17 protein-coding genes are annotated in these 20,505 nt (G+C 46.6%); 6 read left to right on the top strand and 11 right to left on the bottom strand.

What is annotated here, in order from left to right; translation table 11 throughout:
* Positions 1-20: 20 nt before the first annotated feature.
* Positions 21-1,256, top strand: a complete 1,236-nt coding sequence (locus B3D59_RS03085) for a DEAD/DEAH box helicase (RefSeq protein WP_286817639.1) — start codon at positions 21-23, stop codon at positions 1,254-1,256.
* Positions 1,257-1,266: 10 nt separating this feature from the next.
* Here the strand turns inward: B3D59_RS03085 and B3D59_RS03080 are convergent, their stop codons facing one another.
* From B3D59_RS03080 to B3D59_RS03050, 7 genes are all read right to left on the bottom strand, one after another.
* Entirely contained in the window at positions 1,267-1,932 is a 666-nt protein-coding gene (locus tag B3D59_RS03080) for a response regulator (RefSeq protein WP_286817638.1), read from the bottom strand.
* A 134-nt stretch (positions 1,933-2,066) separates the two neighbouring features.
* Positions 2,067-2,579 (bottom strand): hypothetical protein, encoded by a 513-nt coding sequence (locus B3D59_RS03075; protein WP_286817637.1) that lies wholly within the window; start codon positions 2,577-2,579, stop codon positions 2,067-2,069.
* Between the two features lie 87 nt (positions 2,580-2,666).
* On the bottom strand, positions 2,667-3,650 hold the full coding sequence (gene floA, locus B3D59_RS03070; protein WP_286817636.1) for a flotillin-like protein FloA: 984 nt from the start codon (positions 3,648-3,650) through the stop codon (positions 2,667-2,669).
* 70 nt (positions 3,651-3,720) lie between these two features.
* Entirely contained in the window at positions 3,721-4,203 is a 483-nt protein-coding gene (locus tag B3D59_RS03065) for an NfeD family protein (RefSeq protein WP_277004368.1), read from the bottom strand.
* Positions 4,200-5,672 (bottom strand): NfeD family protein, encoded by a 1,473-nt coding sequence (locus B3D59_RS03060; RefSeq protein WP_286817635.1) that lies wholly within the window; start codon positions 5,670-5,672, stop codon positions 4,200-4,202. Before B3D59_RS03060 ends, B3D59_RS03065 begins: the two co-directional genes overlap by 4 nt.
* 186 nt (positions 5,673-5,858) lie before the next feature.
* A complete protein-coding gene (locus B3D59_RS03055; protein ID WP_286817634.1) occupies positions 5,859-6,245 on the bottom strand; it encodes a metal-dependent transcriptional regulator in 387 nt (128 codons plus the stop codon).
* Between the two features lie 71 nt (positions 6,246-6,316).
* Positions 6,317-6,658, bottom strand: coding sequence for a DUF134 domain-containing protein (locus tag B3D59_RS03050; protein ID WP_286817633.1), 342 nt, complete (start codon positions 6,656-6,658; stop codon positions 6,317-6,319).
* A gap of 423 nt (positions 6,659-7,081) precedes the next feature.
* Between B3D59_RS03050 and hisD the strand changes: the two genes are divergently transcribed.
* Positions 7,082-8,380: a histidinol dehydrogenase gene (gene hisD, locus B3D59_RS03045; RefSeq protein WP_286817632.1), complete on the top strand. Its 1,299-nt coding sequence runs from the start codon at positions 7,082-7,084 to the stop codon at positions 8,378-8,380.
* A gap of 62 nt (positions 8,381-8,442) precedes the next feature.
* On the top strand, positions 8,443-13,056 hold the full coding sequence (locus tag B3D59_RS03040) for an AAA domain-containing protein (RefSeq protein WP_286817631.1): 4,614 nt from the start codon (positions 8,443-8,445) through the stop codon (positions 13,054-13,056).
* Here the strand turns inward: B3D59_RS03040 and B3D59_RS03035 are convergent.
* The gene (locus tag B3D59_RS03035; RefSeq protein WP_286817630.1) at positions 13,051-14,778 is read right to left on the bottom strand and encodes an ATP-binding protein; all 1,728 of its coding nucleotides are present in this window, start codon (positions 14,776-14,778) and stop codon (positions 13,051-13,053) included. The two genes, B3D59_RS03040 and B3D59_RS03035, sit on opposite strands and share 6 nt — an antisense overlap.
* Before the next feature lie 312 nt (positions 14,779-15,090).
* Between B3D59_RS03035 and B3D59_RS03030 the strand changes: the two genes are divergently transcribed.
* From B3D59_RS03030 to B3D59_RS03020, 3 genes are read left to right on the top strand one after another with little or no spacing between them, the layout of a single operon-like run.
* A complete protein-coding gene (locus B3D59_RS03030; RefSeq protein WP_286817629.1) occupies positions 15,091-16,059 on the top strand; it encodes a universal stress protein in 969 nt (322 codons plus the stop codon).
* Positions 16,060-16,094: 35 nt separating this feature from the next.
* Positions 16,095-17,270 carry an acetyl-CoA C-acetyltransferase gene (locus tag B3D59_RS03025; protein WP_286817628.1) on the top strand — a complete coding sequence of 392 codons (1,176 nt, stop codon included), beginning with the start codon at positions 16,095-16,097 and terminating at the stop codon, positions 17,268-17,270.
* A 56-nt stretch (positions 17,271-17,326) separates the two neighbouring features.
* Positions 17,327-18,178, top strand: a complete 852-nt coding sequence (locus B3D59_RS03020) for a 3-hydroxybutyryl-CoA dehydrogenase (protein WP_286817627.1) — start codon at positions 17,327-17,329, stop codon at positions 18,176-18,178.
* Positions 18,179-18,285: 107 nt separating this feature from the next.
* On the opposite strand, the gene B3D59_RS03015 is transcribed toward B3D59_RS03020, so the two are convergent.
* The 3 genes from B3D59_RS03015 to feoB all read right to left on the bottom strand — a co-directional run.
* Positions 18,286-18,924, bottom strand: a complete 639-nt coding sequence (locus tag B3D59_RS03015; RefSeq protein WP_277004348.1) for a class I SAM-dependent methyltransferase — start codon at positions 18,922-18,924, stop codon at positions 18,286-18,288.
* An 18-nt stretch (positions 18,925-18,942) separates the two neighbouring features.
* Positions 18,943-19,122: a FeoB-associated Cys-rich membrane protein gene (locus B3D59_RS03010; RefSeq protein ID WP_286817626.1), complete on the bottom strand. Its 180-nt coding sequence runs from the start codon at positions 19,120-19,122 to the stop codon at positions 18,943-18,945.
* Between the two features lie 24 nt (positions 19,123-19,146).
* The coding region (gene feoB, locus B3D59_RS03005) for a ferrous iron transport protein B (RefSeq protein ID WP_286817625.1) at positions 19,147-20,505 on the bottom strand (1,359 nt) is incomplete at its 5' end.

Genomic DNA, 20,505 nt, shown 5'->3' with positions numbered 1-20,505 from the left:
CCCAAGACAGGCAAAACCACATGAAATTTGACACCTATGCAATAAACAGCACCCTGAAAAAAAATCTGAAAGCCCAGGGGCTTATCAAGCCTACAGATATTCAGTACAAAGCGATTCCCTCTATATTAAAAGGAGAAGACGTCCTGGCTATTGCACAGACTGGAACCGGCAAAACCGTGGCATTTGCAGTACCGGTTATAGATATCATCCTGAATCTGAAAAAAACCAAAAAAGACCAGGGCATCCAAAGTATTATTATGGTTCCCACCAGGGAGTTGGCCGTCCAGATACAGGAGGTCTTTATGGCGTTATGCCGCAAAACAAGGGTGAATCCCTTTGCCGTTTTCGGCGGTGTGGAGCAGGAGCATCAGATTCAAACCCTTACTAAAGGGGTTGATATCCTGATTGCCACGCCGGGCCGCATGTTTGACCTGATCAGCCAGAAAGCCATTGATATCCGACAGGTTAAAATTTTAATCCTTGATGAAGCCGATCAAATGCTGGCCAAAGGATTTTTTGATGATATCCAGTGCATCAAACGACTTTTAAAACAACGTCACCAAACCCTGTTTTTTTCAGCAACAATAGACAAAAACATTAAGAAGCTCGCCTATTCACAGGTTAAGTCATCTGCCGTACGCATCCAGATATCACCTGAAGATCCGGTATCAAAAAATGTATCCCACTATGTACTTTTTGTGGAAATGGACGACAAACGCTTTTTCCTGCGTAAATTCATCCGGGAAAATCCGGAAAGCAAAACCCTGGTTTTTGTCAGGACTACTGTACGGGCCGAACGGGTGGCCAAAGCCCTGGAAAGAGCGGGCATAAATGCATTGACCATTTATGGCAAAAAAGATCAGGACGAGCGACTGGCGGTTTTGAACCGGTTTAAGCAGGGTGATGACAAGATACTGATTGCCACGGATGTCTCAGCCCGGGGCATTGACATCCCCAATGTTGACTATGTGATCAATTATGATCTTCCCGAACAAAGAGAAATTTATGTCCATAGGGTCGGCAGAACCGGCCGTGGCCGATCCAAGGGCAAAGCAGTATCATTTTGCAGCAGTGAGGAGAAGGATCTGTTAACACAAATCCAGGATTTTTTAGGCAAGGAAATAGAAAAAATAGCCGTTTCCAAGGACGAATATACCTTTACGGTTGAGGTCTCAGAAACATCAAAAGATATCAGAGAAATGATTCTGGCAAACGAAGAATGGGAAAAGAAAAAAGGGCGTCGAAAAAAAAAGTAACGTGTTGGATCTACTCCATAATACCAATATGACCCATTTTTTCAAAATGCACTGCGCAGCGGACCAGTTCGCTTGCATGTTTAATATTCAACTTTTTTTTAATGCGCTCCCTGTAGGTACCAATGGTTTTGATACTCAAAAACAGGCGCTCGGCAATTTCCCGGGTTGAAAAACCCCTGCCGATAAGCTTGAAAACCTGAAGCTCCCGATCGGTTAAACGGTCGAAGGGACTTTTTTCCTGTGCCTCAGGTGGGTTGGCCATGGACAAAAGAATATGTTCTTTGACTTTTTCATTGAGGTATATTTTTCCGGCAAGCAGAAGACGGACGGCCTTGACAACGGACTCCACAGCCTCCTGTTTCATAATGTAGCCATGGGCACCGGCAGACAAGGCCCTCGGTGCATAAAGGTATTCATCATGCATGGAAAGCACCAGCACAGGGATATTACTGTGATGCTGTTTCACATATTTGACCAGATCAAGGCCGTCAGACTGTTTTAAGGAAAGATCCACAATGATCAGATCCGGGTTTATATGATTTATTTCATCAATGGCCTGTTCAACGTCTCTGGCACTTCCATGTGCGGCTAAGTCGGTCTCCTGATTGATCAATTCCGCCAGACCCAGCCTGAAAATGGGGTGATCTTCCACCAGCAAAATTTTCTTTTTGGACATATGCCATCCGTATTGACTGTGATATCGTTCGCTTTTTTATATCACCAACCAGGTATGAATACCAGATTTTTCAGATACTACGAAGCGGTGCTGTTCGGAAGGGTCAACGGAACCTAAAAAAAGCAGAACGCGACCTAATCCTTTAACGCAACAGGTTTTCCAAGGATCTCCGACCAGACCACGGCCTTTCGAAGCCCCCGGGCCCGGGCCGGCAGTCGTCTTGGGGCTGGCCTATGGCAACGCGCTTGCATGGCATCATGCCCACAAGAGTTTCGGGCTAACGCCTTTGAAACCCTTGTTTCAGGTATCTTGGCGGGTTTTCTGCGGGGTTCTTTTTTTGCGGAAACCAAAAGAGTTTTTTCATTAACAGCCTCAATCTGCTCCAGGACTCGGACACCCGGCTCTTCAGGATAAAAATCAAATTCTTTTCTGTCATCAATTTTATCCCAGAAGGTTTGATTTACAGACGCTTCCCCGGTTCGATCAAAGGGAGGTTTGTTTTGCCTTAACGCCTCTTTTTTCCGGGCCTGGTCAGCCTGGGCTTCCATTTCCCGGGCCGCCTCTCTAATTGCCTCACTTATTTTTCCCAGAACGGAAAATCCGCTCTGCTTTGATTTCCCTGGTTTTTGTGCCTTTTTTCTTTTCAATAAAGGCGCCCCAATAAAAATCAGAAATAAGATCAAAGTAATAACATCACCAAAATCCATCATGTTCTCCTGATCTTGTTTTGAATATTATTTCTGCTCGGGATCATCAGGCTGATCAGGGGTCGCAATGGTATCCCTCATCCGGGTGTCGGCGCTGATATTCTGCATCTTATAATAGTCCATAATCCCAAGGTTGCCGCTTCTGAAGGCCTCGGCGATGGCCAGGGGCACCTGGGCTTCGGCCTCCACCACCTTGGCCCTCATTTCCTGGACCCGGGCCTTCATCTCCTGTTCCTGGGCATAGGCCATGGCCCGTTTTTCCTCGGCCTTGGCCTGGGCAATCTTCTTATCTGCCTCGGCCCGGTCGGTTTCAAGTTCAGCTCCGATGTTTTTGCCCACATCCACGTCTGCGATATCAATGGAGAGAATTTCGTAGGCCGTACCTGCATCCAGGCCCTTGCTTAAAACAGTTTTGGAAATGGTATCCGGATTTTCCAGCACCTGTTTATGAGTGACGGCCGACCCAATCGTGGTAACAATGCCCTCGCCCACACGGGCCAGAATGGTCTCTTCGCCGGCACCGCCCACCAGGCGGTCAAGATTGGCGCGCACCGTGACCCTGGAGATGGCTTTAAGCTGGATACCGTCCTTGGCCATGGCCGCGACAAGGGGAGTTTCAATAACTTTAGGGTTAACCGACATCTGGACCGCTTCCAGCACGTCCCTGCCGGCAAGATCAATGGCAGCGGCGCGGTTAAAGGGAAGCTCAATATTGGCCTTGTCCGCTGCAATCAAAGCCTGGATTACCCGGGAGACATTGCCGCCGGCAAGGAAATGGGACTCAAGGCTGTCCGCGGTAATATCAATCCCGGCTTTTACGGCCATGATCTTGGATTCCACGATCAGTTTGGGCGGCACTTTCCGGAACCGCATGAAAATAATGTTGAGCAGCCCCACCCGGGCACCTGAGACCAGGGCCTGGACCCACAGACCAATGTAGGAAAACGCAAAGTAAACAATCACCAGGCCGAGAATACCGGCAATGATCAGAAGAATGGACATAATTTCCATGTCAAACTACCTTTTTTTTAAAGTTATTGTTTCTGGACAGACACTATTTAAAACTTTTAAGTGCCTTGGTTCAAAGATTTTCCAGGCGACAGACGATCACCTGATTACCTGTGACCTTGCAAACCCTTAACGGGGTATCGGCCTCGATAAATTCCCCGTCCGTGACCACATCCAGGCGGACACCGTCAATCAGCGCCATTCCTGACGGACGAAGGGTTGAGAGGCTGTGTCCGGTGCAGTTCAGATAATTTTTAAGATTCGGGGACTGGGAAACCACACCCTGGGATGCAGATAATTTTTTTTTAAGAGATAAAGGAGAAACTTCCAGTGCTTTAAATCCCAGAATAAACATTACTGGCAGAACAATTAAATCAACCCCTATAACCACATAAAACACGGACATTGAGAAGGTGTTGAACACAAGAAAAAGAGAGTATCCGATAAGACTTAAGGCAATGATGGACAAAAGCCCCATAGACGGGATAAAAATTTCGGCAACAACGGTAACCATTGCCATGATCTGGAGAACTAACGGCAGGATCCAGGCACTCATTTTTTCTCCTTTTCCATAATCGTTTCAACAACTACATGCCCTGCTGTTACCCGGGCCACCCGTACGGGCGTAGCAGGATCAATAAAATCTCCCTGGGTAACGGCATCAACTTTTCTATCCCTGATACGGACCTTGCCCGAAGGGTGCAACGTCGTCAAGGCAATGCCCTGGTCACCGGCACATATGCCCAAGGCCTCGGTAGATTCGGCACGTGAATCCTGGAGTGTGGCGTCCAGATACGGCCCCTTAACCACCTTTGACAGTTCAGGCAAAACAAAGCGCACCACAGACATTGAAACGAGCAGCGCCCCGAGGGCACTGCCCACGACCAGCCCCAAATTTTTTATCATAAGGTCGCTCTGCCATGGCAAGCTTGGATCGGGCAGCACAAAATCCTGAAACGAGAGCACAAGACCTGCGGCCAGGACAACAATGGCGCTGATACCGGCGATGCCGAATCCCGGCAGGACAAACATTTCCATGCCCAGAAGCAGAAAACCGATGATGAATACCAGGATTTCCGTATAATCGGCAAGCCCCACCAGATACTGGTTGAAAAAGACCAGTCCCAGACAGATAATACCCACAATTCCGGGGATGCCGAACCCCGGTGCCTTGATCTCCGTATACACGGCACCAATACCCAGAAGCATGAGAATAGGCAGAAACGGCTGGATCCATCTGACAAACTTTTCCGACCAGTTTTCCTCAATCCGGACCTTTTGATACGCCCCGTACCCCATAACGTCGAGGGCCTGGTCAAAGGTTGTGACACTCTGACGGGAAAACCCAAGATCGGCAGCTTCTTTGTCATCCATGGTCAAAAGCTCGCCTTCGCTTACAATTGTGGATTTACTGGTGATCGTTGCCTTTTCTTTTTCGGAAAGCTCCTGCCAGGTCGTTTTATCCATGTATTCAGAATGCTCTCCCCGGGTAATTTTATATACCTCCATGGATTTGGACACCATGGATTCGGCCAGAACTTGGGGATAGTTGTTTCGCTTGGCCAGGGTTCGAAACTGTGCCCTAAGGACGGTCTGGGTTTTTTCACCGGCTTCCTCGTGGCCCTCACTGGTCTGAATAATGGGCGCACAGTCACCGATAAGGGTGTTTTCTTTCATGATCAGCGTACCGGCGGAAAGCGCGATCAACGCACCTGCGGAAATGGCTCTTTTCTCCACATAGGCAATGGTTCTTTCCCTTGGTACGGTGCAAATGGTTTCCACAATGTCAAAGGCTGCGTCCACCCGTCCCCCAAAGGTATCCATGACAAAGACCAGAATGGCGGAGTCATCCTTTTCAAGGGAGGAAACCACCCGTTTGAGGTATGCGGCCATACCCGGTTCAACAGTCCCGGAAACGGGAATGATGTGAACCACCGGACCGGCAGCCTCAACTGCAGTGGAAAGGATTAATACAAACAACAGAACCGCAACCCATACCTGGGTGTTTTTTTGTTCCGGCAACATAGCAGATCTCGTTTTGAAAGGCATCATCTCTAATCTTTTTGGAAGGTGATGAATTCAATTGACTATACCATGATTTAAAACAATTTTATCCATAATTTTTGATTTTACATAATTTTGAATTAGACCTGATCAGGCCCGTACACAAACGTCGCGCCCTGGGCGTTATCAAAGGATGATGGTTGAGCATCAGGCATCCAGCTTTGTAACAAAGGCCTTGAATTTCATAAAAGTTTTATGGTTCATGGCATGTTCCATACGGCATGCGGTTTGCTCTGCAGTCGCTTCATCAAGTTCCACATGTTTAAATAAAAAATGCTTGAACACATTATGACGGGTTGTAACCTCTTTTGCGATTTTATCTCCTTTGGGGGTCAGGGTGATATAGCCGTAGGGCTCGTAATTAATCAACTTCCGGTCAGCCAATTTTTTAAGGGTGCCGGTAACGGAGCCGCATTTGATATTCAATTTAGCGGCAATATCTTTTGAACGTGCAACCGCATTCATGGTCTGAAGTTCAAATATGGCTTCAAGATAGTCTTCAAGGCTTTCGGAAAGGCTCTGTTCGCTGTTCATGGTTATAATCTCCGTAATTAAACTGCTGTCAAGCCGGGGAATTACTCCGGCCGCTTGGCAGATTTTATCCTTTAACCTTCTGGTGGTTTTCTGCATCCATGCCGCCACCCCCTGCCCTTTCCGCGTCCTCGCATCTCATAGCACCCCCCCTGGACGGTAAGCCGCTTGGCTGTAACCAAGGATTCTGCGATTTTATAACGGGCGGCTTTCAGAATTCTTCCTACGGTCTGTCGAGAAACATCCATAACCTGTGCGACACCGGACTGATCCATGCCCTCATAATCTATGAGTCTGAGGGCTTCAAATTCTTCCAGGGAAATGATGACTTCTCCGGTCTCCACCGCCCCTCTGGGCTTAAATCCTTTAATTGCCGGTTCTGATGCAATACATCTGGGGCGTTTAGGTCTTGGCATACTTCGTCCTCGTTATGATCATTTGATCAAATCATAAATTCATATAAAAGTTGTGTCAAGAGAACTTTGATTATTTGACCAAAATAATTTTAATTATAGCTATTGGCCGCATATTGTTATTAGTGGCTCCAGGCGATCCATAGCTTCGGAAAATTTTTGTCAATTCGGACAATGTATAACAAAGGAGACTGGTGTCAATGGAAAATTAAGTCACCATAACAGGCAGTTGATTTTATTTTAACCATGTGACTGAGACCATCTCCCAATTTTGCTTCAATATTTTTTCACCCCAGTGGACTTGACATTGGTTTTCTGTGCTAAAAATTGATATATTGATCTTTTATCCAGCGGCCCTGTTCCTTTGTTTTAAAAATGGAAACAGCGTTTTGGCCGAAAATGAACATAACAATTAAGAGATATACCATGAAAATATTTAATTACCCTTCCCCGGAAGCGGAAAAAAGGGTTCAGGATACTATAGACAGAGGCTTGGGGTTTTCCAGGGAAGACCAGGACAATGTTCAGGCATTTCTGGATGATGTTAAAAAAAGAGGTGATGAAGCGCTTATCGAATACACCAACAAATTTGACTCCCCGGCGGTTACCCTGGATACATTTAAGGTAACGGAACACGAGTTTGAAGATGCCCTGGAACAGATGACCCCGCAGTTTTTAAAGGCCCTTGACCGGGCCGTTGAACAGCTCACAGATTTTCACAGCCGCCAGAGGGAAAATTCATGGATGGACACCCCCAGAAACGGGGTGATGGTGGGGCAGATGGTTCGGCCGGTTGCCGCTGCAGGCATCTATGCCCCCGGGGCCAAGGGCGGCAAAACGCCCCTGGTCTCGTCTGTGCTCATGGGAGGAATTCCGGCCAAGGTGGCAGGCGTAAAATCAATCTCTTTGATGACCCCGCCCATGGCGGACGGAAAAATAAATCCGCATCTTCTTGCCGCAGCCCGCGCCGTGGGCATTGATTCCGTGTTCAAGGCCGGTTCTGCCTGGGCCATTGGCGCACTGGCTTACGGAACCTCCCAGGTGCCCAAGGTTGATGTGATTGTGGGGCCGGGAAATATTTATGTTGCCCTTGCCAAGAAAATTGTTTCCGGAACCGTTGGTATTGATATGATTGCAGGTCCCAGCGAAATCTTAATCATTGCAGATGAAACCGCAGACCCGGAATGTATTGCCGCAGACCTGCTTTCCCAGGCCGAGCATGATCTGCTGGCATCGGCTGTCCTGGTGACCGATTCTCAAGCTCTGGCGCAAAAGGTCTCTGCCGCGATTGAGCCCCAGCTCAATGCGTTGCCCCGCAAGGATATTGCCGGACCGGCCATCAATGATTTCGGCGCAATCCTAGTGGTACCGGATATTGATACCGCCATTGATCTGTCCAACCGCCTGGCGCCTGAACATCTTGAAATCATGGTGGAATCACCTTTTGATTATCTTGACAGGATTCAAAATGCAGGCGCCGTGTTCCTGGGACCGTATACCCCCGAACCCATGGGCGATTATATTGCAGGCCCCAACCATGTTCTGCCCACAGCAGGCACGGCACGGTTTTCATCCGCCTTGAGCGTATCCCATTTTACCAAGAAAACCAGTCTGATCCATTATTCCAAAGCCGCCTTTGAAAAGGAGGCGGATGATGTGATTACCCTGGCCCAAACCGAAGGCCTGGATGCCCATGCCAATTCAGTAAGCATCCGGCGAAAATAACAGCCCTGTGCTTTCCAGATGAACTTCTTGTTGTGTTTCCAAAAGTACCCGAAAATAAAACTATGAATAACGAAAATCAAAATAACGCCATAACAGCAAGAGATCGCCTTAATGACCTACTGGAGTATGTGCATCATGTTGGGATGTTAAACCAAAGGCCAATATTCAGAATTGATGAATATAAACAATTGGTTATTTGGGAACATGAACTCAAAGGTCGTATTGGCATTCAGCATAATACCGCAGATGAAGATGGGGTGCCAATTTGGGTAAGGGTTGAAAGATTAAAAAGAGTGCCTCCCCCAGAAATCCCTGAACAACTTAGAGAATGGATTGTTGTCAGCAATGAACCTATGATCCAACCTGATGTAAAAGAAAAAATAATAAAAACTATAACCGAATCAGAAGCGAAAAATTTAATTACACAAGGAATTATCTTAGAAGCAGACATTAAAAACCCTCTCAAAGAGCAGCATGAAACAACCAGTAGAAAAGATATAATTATCAGGCTGAAAAACAATATCAGCATTAAATCAGATATTGAGAACTATATTGATGAACAATGGCTACCATGGGCAGAAGAGGAAAAGCCGCGGCGTAAAACTATAAAAATCTATGATTCACTTTTTAGCCTACAACAAACCATTGAAGCCCAAGGAGATGAGCAGCCAATAGAAATCATTTGGGGTATTGGCATTGCCAGATGGAATTGTGAAGGCCATGATATTGATCACGCCCTTATTGAAAAACCTATTGAAATTGAGATCAATAGAGAAGACGGGTCGATATTGATTCATCCCAGAAACATTGAGCCAATTCTTGCGGTAGATTCCTTTTCAGCCCTTGATAACCCAGGCGTTAATACCCTTATACGGTTTGGTAAAAAGCATTTTTCTGAACTATCAGAAGATGTTGAATTTTCACCTTATGTCCATGAAAGCTTTGAACCAATACTCAGGCAAGCATCAACATATTTGAGTGAAAAAGGTACATACTGGCCGGATGTTAACCCTGACAAGGAAAATCGCAAACCAAACAAAATCGGAGATACATTTGAAATCACAGACAGTTGGGTAATGTTTGCGCGTCCAAGAAGTCGAACAGGTTTTGTTCAAGACATAGAGCGATTTCAAAAAAAATTAAAAGAATCTCCGGGCAACATCCCCAAACCTGCCAAAAGGATAATCTCTGAGTTATCAGACGTAAAACCAGTCTCAGCAGCTTCAGCGATTACCACAGGGAGTGAATCTTCATTATCATCCTCGCCAAGTTGCCAAAAAACAGAACTCTTTTTTCCCAAACCATTCAATGATGCACAAGTTCAAATAGTTTACAGACTTGAACAAAATGACGGTGTCGTGGTTCAAGGTCCTCCTGGTACGGGAAAAACGCATACTATCGCTAATATTATTTGCCATTACCTTGCTACAGGCAAAACAGTGCTTGTGACATCAAAAGGCGACCCCGCCTTGTCAGTGCTACAAAAGCAAATACCTGAAGAGTTAAGGCCGCTAACTATCAGCCTTCTCACAAATGAAAGGCAAGGAATGAAACAGCTTGAATCTGCTGTACAACTTCTTGCAGGCATAGCAAGCCAGACGAATCTACGAGATTTAAAACGAGACGCAGAGTCTCATGAGTTGAGGGTTAAGCAGCTAAAAAAAGAAATTCAAAAAATTGACAGAGAAATCAAAGACTGGAGCTTAAAACAATTAAACCCAATCAACAAAGCGCTTTCTGGTACAGATTCAGAAATAACTGCCATGGAGCTGGCAGAGGAGGTTATTTCTGATACTGGCAAGCATGAATGGCTTATTGATGAACTTGGTTCCTCAGAAAAATTTATTCCTCAATTTACAGATTCTGATATTGCCAGTATTCGTTCAGCCAGAAGAACTCTTGGTGAAGATATTAGCTATGTAGGCAAACGCCTGCCAAACCAACAAGACATGCTTGACTCTGCGAATATTGTAGCAATCCATGACGACGTAGCAACCGCTGCAAGAATAGAAGTGCAAGCGAAAAACAATAATATTCCTCCACTGGCAGTATCAGTTGAAAAGTCTGTAAATCGTGCAAAAAAATTAATCTCTCCCCTGAAAGGCCTTCAGAATTTCTTGACACAATTAGAAACTTCCCCGTGGTTAGAGGGGTTATTCTACCATTGGCTCAATAACCAAGACCAGGTGAGTCACATTGAATTATTTAATGAGTTAAGAAATGAATTGAGCAGGTTGGTGTCTGAAAGACAAAAATTTGTTAGGACTCTCGTTGAAGCAAATGATCCTGCCTCTCATAGTGAGCAAGTTTTAAATGGACTTGACAAGCTGATAGCAGGCAAAAAACCTTTTGGCCTTTTATCCTTTGGAAATAAGGAAGCAAAAAAATATATAGAGCTGATTCGTGTAGATGGGGAAGAACCTAAAAGCACAGAACAATGGCAACTTGCCAAAGACTACATACTATTCCAAAATAACATTCGAAAATTTACCGTCCGTTGGAATCATGCAGGACAGGAGGTTGATTTACCTAACTTGTCGTTTTCATATGGTGAACTTTTTAAAACCGGGCAGTCAATTCATGACTTAATCTCTAAAGCCGAAGAGGCCGCTCAGCAATGGGAAGCAACAAAAAGTGAGGTCGCTGTATTATTTCCCCATGGCGTTACCATCAATAGCTTGCTGAAAAGTAAAACTGAAATAGAAAAGGTTCTTGAGGCTATTGAAGTAAACACATCTCGAATCAGGCTGGGAGCGCAAAGGATAAAATTACAAGATCTCACGGACAAAATTAAAAACTCTGAGGGTGAAGTTTCTGTAAAACTGCGAAATTTTATCCATGATTCCATAGGGAATCCTGGATACTCTTCTGATGAAATAATGAAAGCGTGGCAAAATTTTATAGCAGAGTTAAACAGGCTAAATAAATTATCAAATGACATATCTGTTGTGGAAAGAATTTCAGAAAAAATATTATCTTCAGGTGCGCCGAATTGGGCAAAGCAACTCAGGACAGAACCTGTCTCTTCAACGGAAGATGAGTTAACACCTGTAGACTGGTTCGCATCATGGCAATGGAAACGCCGAAATCAATATCTAAAAGAAATTGATGGAAGAGAAGCGTTAAAAAGAGTATCAGAGAAACGGTCTCGCCTTGTAAACGATTTGCAAAGAACTTTTTCAGATTTAATTAAAGTCAAAACAAATATCGGGCTACACACCAATATGACAGAACGTGTTCAAGGTGCATTAATGCGCTTTATCTCTTCTGTTGCAAAAATAGGTAAGGGCACAGGAAAAAGAGCGCCAAGGCATAGACGAGATGCCTATAGGGCAATGAAAGATTGTTATAGTGGGGTTCCATGCTGGATTATGCCAACGTGGCGTATTAGTGAAAGCCTTCCTTCTGACTTCGGTTCATTTGACCTCGTTATTATTGATGAGGCATCTCAATCTGATATAACAGCCTTACCCGCAATTATGAGGGCAAAGAAAATCCTGATTGTTGGTGACGATAAGCAGGTAAGCCCCACCGCTGCATTTATAGCGGAAGAAAAAATTTTGCAGCTCAAACATAACTTTTTAAGAGGGCAGCCCTTTGCCGAGTTGCTTCTGCCCGGAGTATCCATTTACGATCTTGCCAATGCCGTATTTCCCGGCCAACGCATTATGCTGACAGAGCATTTCCGCTGTGTTGAACCCATTATCAGGTTCAGCATGCAATTTTACAGCGAATCACTCAACCCTCTGAGGATTCCAACAGCATCGGAAAAACTAACACCACCCTTGATTGATGTTCATGTCAAACATGGTCACCGGGATGAGCGAAATAAAATCAATGAGGATGAGGCTGAAGCAATTGTTTCTGAAATTAAAAGGATTGTTAATAATCCCAAATATTCAGGAAGAACGATTGGTGTTATTTCTCTTGTAGGCGCACAGCAGGCTAAGTTCATTCAAAATGAACTACTCATTGCGTTAGGTGAAGATAGTTACCAGAAGTATCATATAGCATGTGGAGACGCCGCAACTTTTCAGGGAAAAGAGCGAGACATTATACTATTGTCAATGGTTGTCGGTGCCGGACAAGGGGCAGCAATGACAAAAAGAGAGTATGAGCAACGAACTAATGTTGCACTTTCAAGAGCCCGGGACAGAATGTATTTGTTCAGGAGTTTAGAGGAATCTGATTTAAAAAATGAGGCAGATTTGCGACTGCGAATACTTCAACATTTTGTTAATCCAATGCCGCAAAGGGATACTATAAATAATCCTTTAGATTTATGTGATTCAGACTTCGAGAGAGATGTGCTGACAAGGCTTGCGGAAAAAGGCTACAATGTTACCCCACAAGTTAAGGTTGGTGCTTTCTCAATTGATATGGTAGTTGAAGGAGAAAACGATAGGAGATTAGCCATAGAGTTAGATGGTGACAAATATCACCCACCGGAAAAATGGATGGAAGACTGGGAACGGCAAAGAGTGATGGAAAGAGTTGGTTGGAAATTTTGGCGCTGCTGGGGTTCAAGTTATACGGTAGACCCAGAAGGCTGTATTGATGATTTAATCAATACTCTTGATCGTATGCAAATACTGCCTGGAAGAAAATCTGACTCACCAAATATTTATACAGAACAACGAATTTGGCCAAAAGAAACTGAGCAGGAAAATTCATAGACCGTCAAGGGCCTGTTTCAGCGCCATGATGGAAAAGGGCTTGGACAGGGCTGCAGAGAAGCCGAAGAAAGAATGGTTTTCCATGACCACATCATTGGAATAGCCCGAGGCCACAATCCCCTTGATTCCGGGGTTCAGGGCCAGCAGTTTTTCCATGGTCTCTTCGCCGCCCATGCCATGCTTAACTTCAAGGTCAAGGATCACCTTGCCGATAATTTTGCCCTCCACAAGGCAGGCCTGGTATCTCTCCACCGCCTCTTCACCGGATTTTGCAAGGACAGGCTCGTAGCCCAACTGGGTGAGAATTATTTCGGAGACCTCCAGAATCATGGCATCATCATCCATAAACAGGACAAGGGGTTTTCGGGTTGCCACCCTGGCAGATGGCCTTGTCTTAGGTTCCACCTCTTTGGGCTTAAAGGTTTCTTTGGGTGTACTTTTTGGGAAAATGGGCAAAATGATATCCACACAAGTGCCCTGGCCCGGTGTGGAGTGAATCTGGATATTGCCCTGGTGGTTTTTCACAATGGCCCAGGCAATGGAAAGTCCAAGGCCGGTTCCCCGGTTACCCCCTTTGGGTTTGGTGGAAAAATAGGGGTCAAAAATTTTTTCTAGATCCTCCGACCTGATCCCCCTGCCCTGGTCTGTGATTGATATGACAATCATGCCTTTTCGTTCGGCATAAAGACGAGCCGTTATCTTTACCGGAGCCTTATTCTCCATGGCTTCTGATGCATTTATGACAACATTCTTCAGCGCTTCATTGAGGGCTTCCCTATCGGCTTCAATGACAGGAGGCACCTCAAAGACCTCAAGCCGGGACAAAATATTTTTTTCCTGTCTCAGTTGATCAAGGGTAACGTTAATAAAGCCTGTCAAGTCGATATGGGTTTTAATGCCCACAGTGCTTCTGCTTGAAAAGATAACAAATTTGGAAGCCAGCTTTTTTGCCTGGAGAACCGATTGTTCTGCGTCATCCAGGTAGCCTCTAATCGTCCCGCTTGCCGCCGTCATCTGGGCCAGATTGATATTGCCAAGCGTGATGGAGAGGGTGTTATTGAAATCATGGGCAATACCGCCTGCCAATGTGGCGATGGCTTCAAGCTTCTGGGTGCGGACCAGGCGTTTTTTGGCTTTGCTCAATTCGTTCTCAGCCTGCTTTTTTTGAATGGCTGTGGCAATGGTATCCGAAACAAAACTGAGTAGCTCCACATGCTTTTCATTGTATTTGACGGAATTATTATAACTTTTTACCGCCATCACGCCAACCACCTCGCTTTTGACCATCAACGGGATACCCAGCCAGTTTTTTGGCAATCGTCCCATGACCCTGCCTTTGGCGGCAAGGTCCATAAGTTGCTGTTCATCAAGCAGTAACGGCTTTTTGTTCATAACCACATCACCTGTTAAACAGCACTTTTCAGGAAAATTGTATATCCATTCAGGAGCCATATCTGACCCTTCGTCCCTGCGAAATACGTACTGTATGGCTTTTTGGTCTTTGTGATAAACGGCTATAAAAAAATTCGAAATATCCATAAGGCCTGACACACGTTTGTAGATGGAGGCGTACAGGTCTGCAAGGGAGTCGCAGGTGGTCAAATCGGATGCAATATAGAACAGCGTTCTATTGATCAACTCTGCCCGGCGGGCTCCTTGGACGGAGCGCTCCAGTTTTTTGATCTGTTGCTCAAGCATTTCGTAACTGGGTTTATCGCTCATTTAAGTCTTGCCTGTAATACAATGTGGAGATATCTATATTATATGACTTTAATAAAAGCTTCAAGTCCTTGAAAAAAAAACCCTGTTCAACCCCAATTTAATGGCACCATAAGCGTCCGAAAATCCATCCTGTTGCCTATACAACCAGAGATGAAGGTGCTACAATCGCGAAAAAAGTTGTTCATGAATTTAAAACAATTTTTTTTACCTTAATGGCCGTTGACCGTATTATATAATATTAAGAGACAGATCCGTTCTTGCTGGTCATGGGCAAAAAAAATGCATCCGTCTCGATAAATTAAGGAGCAGACAATGACTCGATTCAACCACATTATGGCCTGTATTGACCTGTCTGATTATTCACCCATGACCCTGGGCTATGCCCTGGGCCTGGCAGGACGGGCAGATCTAAAGGTCACCATTTGTTCTATTGTCCCTTTGCGCGAGGTTAATCCGGTGTATATGGCCGGAATGATGTATCCCTGCAGGGAGGACACCAAAGAGTACCTGGAGGAACTTAAAGAAGGCAGGATTACCCAGATCAAGGAACTGATCCGGACACGTCACCCTGAATTCGACGGCAAAACCGATATCCGCATTAAAATGGGATATCCTGCCGAAGAGATCCTTACCATGATCGAAGAGGTCGACCCGGACCTTGTGGTCATGGCCAACAAAGGGCGTTCCAATCTATCGAGCTTCATGTTCGGCAGTGCCGCGGAATTTGTATTCCGTCACTGCAGAAAGGCCTTGTTCAGTGTCAGGGACAAACATATTTTTAAACGGATGTACTCAGGCAACGAACTGCCGGCACCCGGTGAGCTCCGAAACATTATGGCTGCTGTGGACTTTTCTCCCTGGACCGAACACATTCTGGCACGGGCGGGATGGATTGCAAAAATAACAGGTGCAAAGCTTCATGTGGTCCATTGCATCGGCACCAAGGAGCTTGCCTGGATAAAATCCCATTACATCCCTGAAAACACCTTTTCTGAAGAGGAATTTTTACCCAAGGCCAAACAACAGCGAAAAAACCAGCTTGAGGATCATATAAAGGCCGCAGGCATTGAGGATTTGGCAGGTATTGATATCACCATTGACTCGGGAGATCCTTGTGAACAGATACTTAGTGCGGCAAAAAACCTCAGGGCAGATGCCCTGGTTTTAGGCCCGTTAGGTCACAGTCGCTCGGTCAAATTTGTTCTGGGCAGCACCATTGAAAAGATTTTTCGTCACAGCCCGGTACCGGTGCTGCGTTTGAGTCCTGATATCTGCATTTAAACCTTATCTGTCTAAAGAGAATAAAGGAGTTTAGAATGAACAAAGCAGTTATCGTCAGTGCGACCCGAACCCCCCTCGGCAGTTTTGGCGGTTCCTTAAGCGGCATGGGCGGCACAACACTTGGGGGGCTTGTCATCAGGGAAGCAATCCGACGTGCTGATATTGAGGATGCCGTGGTGGATGAATGCATCATGGGAATGGTCCTGCCCTGCGGGTACGGCCAGAATCCTGGAAAACAGGCGGTGGTTAAGGCAGGCCTACCCTGGGAAGTGGAAGCCATTACCGTAAACAAGGTGTGCGGGTCATCCCTTAAAGCCGTTATGCTGGCAGCCCAGGCCATCCAGTGCGGCGATGCTGATGTTGTGGTGGCCGGCGGCATGGAGACCATGAGCATGGCGCCCTATTATATGGAAAAGGCCAGGTGGGGACATCGCATGGGGCCCGGACGCATTGAGGACCATATGGTCCATGACGGGCTGTGGGATGTTGTAAATGATTTTCACATGGGCATGTCCAATGAACTTTGCTCCGAGCGCTGGGAAGTGACCCGTGAAGACCAGGACCGGTTTGCAGCCCAGTCCTATGCCAGGGCCAACAAGGCTATTGCCCAAGGGCGGTTTAAGGATGAAATTATGCCTGTTTCGATCCCCCAGCGAAAGGGTGATCCTAAAATCTTTGATACGGACGAATGCCCCCAGGAGACAACTTTTGAAGTTTTGTCCAAAATGAAACCCGCTTTTAAAAAAGAGGGTGTGGGCACGGCAGGCAATGCGTCCATCATCGCCGATGGCGCAAGCGCCGTGGTGATAATGAGCGAATCAAAAGCAAAAGAGCTGGGATGCACGGTCATGGCAGAAATCGGCGCCCAGGCCTCCTATGGCATTGATATGAAATATGTGCTCATGGCACCCATTTACGCCATCCCCAAAGTCTTAAAAAAACAGGGTATCGGTATTCATGACGTGGATTTGTTTGAAATCAACGAGGCCTTTTCCGGCACCTCCACCGGCATCAACAAGGTCCTGGAACTGGACCCGGAAAAGGTGAACGTCAACGGCGGCTCCGTGGCCTTGGGCCATCCCATCGGTGCCTCCGGCGCCCGGGTTCTGACCACATTATTGTATGAAATGGCCAAAAGAGATGTGAGAACCGGCCTTGCTTCCCTGTGTTTAGGGGGTGGGGAGGCCGTGGCACTAGTTGTCAACCGGTAACTATTGTCTGTTCTAAAAAAAAATTTCCCACGTTGACTGTATAGGAGAATAAAACAATGGAAGTAAACACCTTTGGTGTTGTGGGTTCCGGTCAGATGGGCAACGGTATTGCCCAGGTGGCTGCTGCGGCAGGAATGAATGTAATCATGAGCGACATTAAAGAAGAGTTCTGCGAAAAAGGCCTTGCAACAATTTCAGCCTCCCTGGACCGTCTGTTAAAGAAAGAAAAAATAACCCAGGCGGATAAGGATACCACCCTTGCCAGAATTACCACCACTACGGATTTAAAGGATATGGCCAAGGCCGATTTCGTGGTGGAAGCCGCCGTGGAACGTGAAGACCTGAAATTTCAAATATTCAGGAACTTGGACGAAATCTGCCCAGAGAACGTGATCCTGGCCTCCAACACGTCATCAATTCCCATCGGCAGCATAGCAGCCCAGACCTCCCGACCGGACAAGGTGATCGGCATGCATTTCATGAACCCCGTGCCCATGATGAAACTTGTGGAGGTCATCAAGGGGATTGCCACTTCCGAAGAGACTTTTAAACTGACCTGGGATCTGTCCAAGAAATTCGGAAAGATCCCGGCCCAAGCCAATGACTTCCCCGGGTTCATCGCCAACCGGATACTGATGCCCATGATCAATGAGGCGGTTTTCTGTCTCTACCAGAGCGTCGGCACCAAAGAGGACATTGATACGGTCATGAAGCTTGGAATGGCACATCCCATGGGCCCGTTGACCCTTGCCGACCTCATTGGTCTGGACACCTGCCTTGCCATCATGGAAACCCTGTATGACGGATTCAAGGACTCCAAATACAGACCTTGCCCGCTGTTAAGAAAATATGTGCAGGCAGGATGGCTGGGACGCAAGACCGGCAAGGGATTTTACGATTACAAATAAATTTTGGTTTCGCGGCATCAGAACACGGCATGACGCGATAAAAAAACAGCAGTTGTTACAAAGAAAAGGCGGGGCATCATTTACCCTGCCTTTGATTCTTTTATCGTTTAAAGCAGGCCGGCAGACAGATTATGGTTGCTTGCCGTAACTGTCCAGATGCTGATCACGCCCTGCGCATGCCTGATCTGTTGCCGTATTTTAAAACGACCCTGGATAACAGAGATCATACCGCCTTTTTTTACATAGGTTTTAAAATTACGATAATGTGCTTCACCAGCGAGGCGTTCGATTATGGTGGCAGCGATTTTGCTCATCATCTTGGCCTGATCATCCAAAGAAAAATCCACTAAAATAAGTTGACCGCCCGGCGCTAACAGACGTTTCGCCTCCGCCAGCATATTATTTTGCATCTGGGCAGATTTTTCATGAACTGCAAGGGAAATGATAATGATGTCGAAACTTGCACCAGGCAGTCCTGTGTGCTGCACATCACATTCCATCAGCTTTGCAATTTTATTGCCTTTCCGGGCAACCTTAAGCATGTCGGAGGATATATCCACACCTGTTAAATTGCTGAAGCCTGCGTTTGACAATCTTTTCAACTGATCACCGGTCCCGCAGCACAGATCCAGAATGCGTGCGTCATGGTCTGGAATCAGACGGATGATATCCTGCCGGATGTTTTTCAGGGCAAAAAAGAGTACAGGGTCGTATATTTTTGCAGCAAAAGCGCCTTGGGTATCCATTGTTCGCTTCCGATTCTGTTATTCCAACCGGTCAGTGTCTGAATTGTCTTTTGGGCTGCAGCACTTCTGCTGCGTGGAGGGCGTGCACCCGTCACATCCGGAGCTGCATGAGGCGTGTCCTTTAAAAATTTTGATCACTCTTCTGATCGAATAAAACAGGGCTGCGGCCACAATCAGTCCAACCAGAATATTTCCCATTTTTTCCTCCTTAACGTGCATTTTTTAATTAACAACCAGGGATCCGACCTGGTACGCCAACACTGACAGCGCAAAAGCCAGGGCCGTATTAAAGCCCACTGAAAATGCCGCCCATTTCCAAGACCCGGTCTCCTTTGCAATACAGGCAACCGTCACAAAACAAGGGGAGTAAAAGATTGTAAAAATCATCAGAGCAAAGGCGGTGACAGGCCCCCACCCAGGCGCTTTGGCAAGCCTTTGTCCCAGGGATTCTGTGCTTCCAGAGTCCACATCCCCAAGAGAATAGGCTGTTCCCAGTGTGGACACCACCACCTCCTTGGCTGCAAAACCACCCAGCAGGGCGATATTGGTCCGCCAGTCAAATCCGGCCAGGTAAGAAATTTTTTCAAGGGTTTTGCCGATTCTGCCGGCAAAAGAATTTTCAAGCCTGGTCAGGGATTTCCGACCGTCAATACCCGCCAGGGCATCCTTTACCTTTCGGGCCTCAGGGGAAAGCTCAGCGTCTTTATCTGCGGTGTCAATTTCCTTTAAAATGTCTGCCTGAACTGAATCAATGATAGCTGTACGCCGGGATTCAAATTGTGCCGTGGTTTTGTCATCCAGTCCGGGAAAGGTCATCATGGCCCAAAGAAGAATAGAGATACCCAGGATTACAGTACCTGCCTTTTTCATGTACTGCCAGGTTCTTTCCCAGGTGTGAATCCAGAGCCCTTTAAGGGTGGGCAGCCGGTAGGGGGGCAATTCCATGACAAAGGGAGTGGATTCTCCACGAATGACCGTACTCCTTAAAAGTTTTGCCACCAGCAGTGCCCCGATCCAGGAGATCAGGGTAAGGATGACCATGACAGTGGTCTGGCTTTTGGGAAAAAATGCTGCCACCAGCAGGGCATATACCGGCAGTTTGGCACCGCAGTTCATGAACGGCACAGTCAGAAGGGTGGCCAGACGTTCCTTGGGAGATTTCAGAGTCCGGGCCGCCATAACGCCGGGTACGGCACACCCGCCGGCAATGCCGCCGGAAACAATAAATGCCATGACAGAACTGCCGTGGAGTCCGAATATCCGGAATACCCGGTCCAGCATAAAGGCCATTCTGGCCAGATATCCTGAATCCTCAATAAAGGAGATACCCAGAAACATGAACATGATCAGCGGCACAAACCCCATGACACCGCCCACACCGTCAATGATTCCGGATACAATCATGGATTTGAGAAGGCCGTCGGGCAGGATCGCATCCGCCACCCCGCTGATCCAGCCAAAAAGCCCTTCAATCCATTCAACAGGCAAGGCACTGTAAGTAAAGGTAAACTGGAACAAGGCTGCCAGCACGCCCACCATCAGCAAGGGGCCCAAAAATCGGTTGGTCAGCACTTTGTCGAT

It is taken from the genome of Desulfobacter sp. UBA2225 (genome assembly GCF_002348205.1).
Taxonomy (GTDB): domain Bacteria; phylum Desulfobacterota; class Desulfobacteria; order Desulfobacterales; family Desulfobacteraceae; genus Desulfobacter; species Desulfobacter postgatei.
This window is presented reverse-complemented; position numbering and strand designations above follow the sequence as displayed.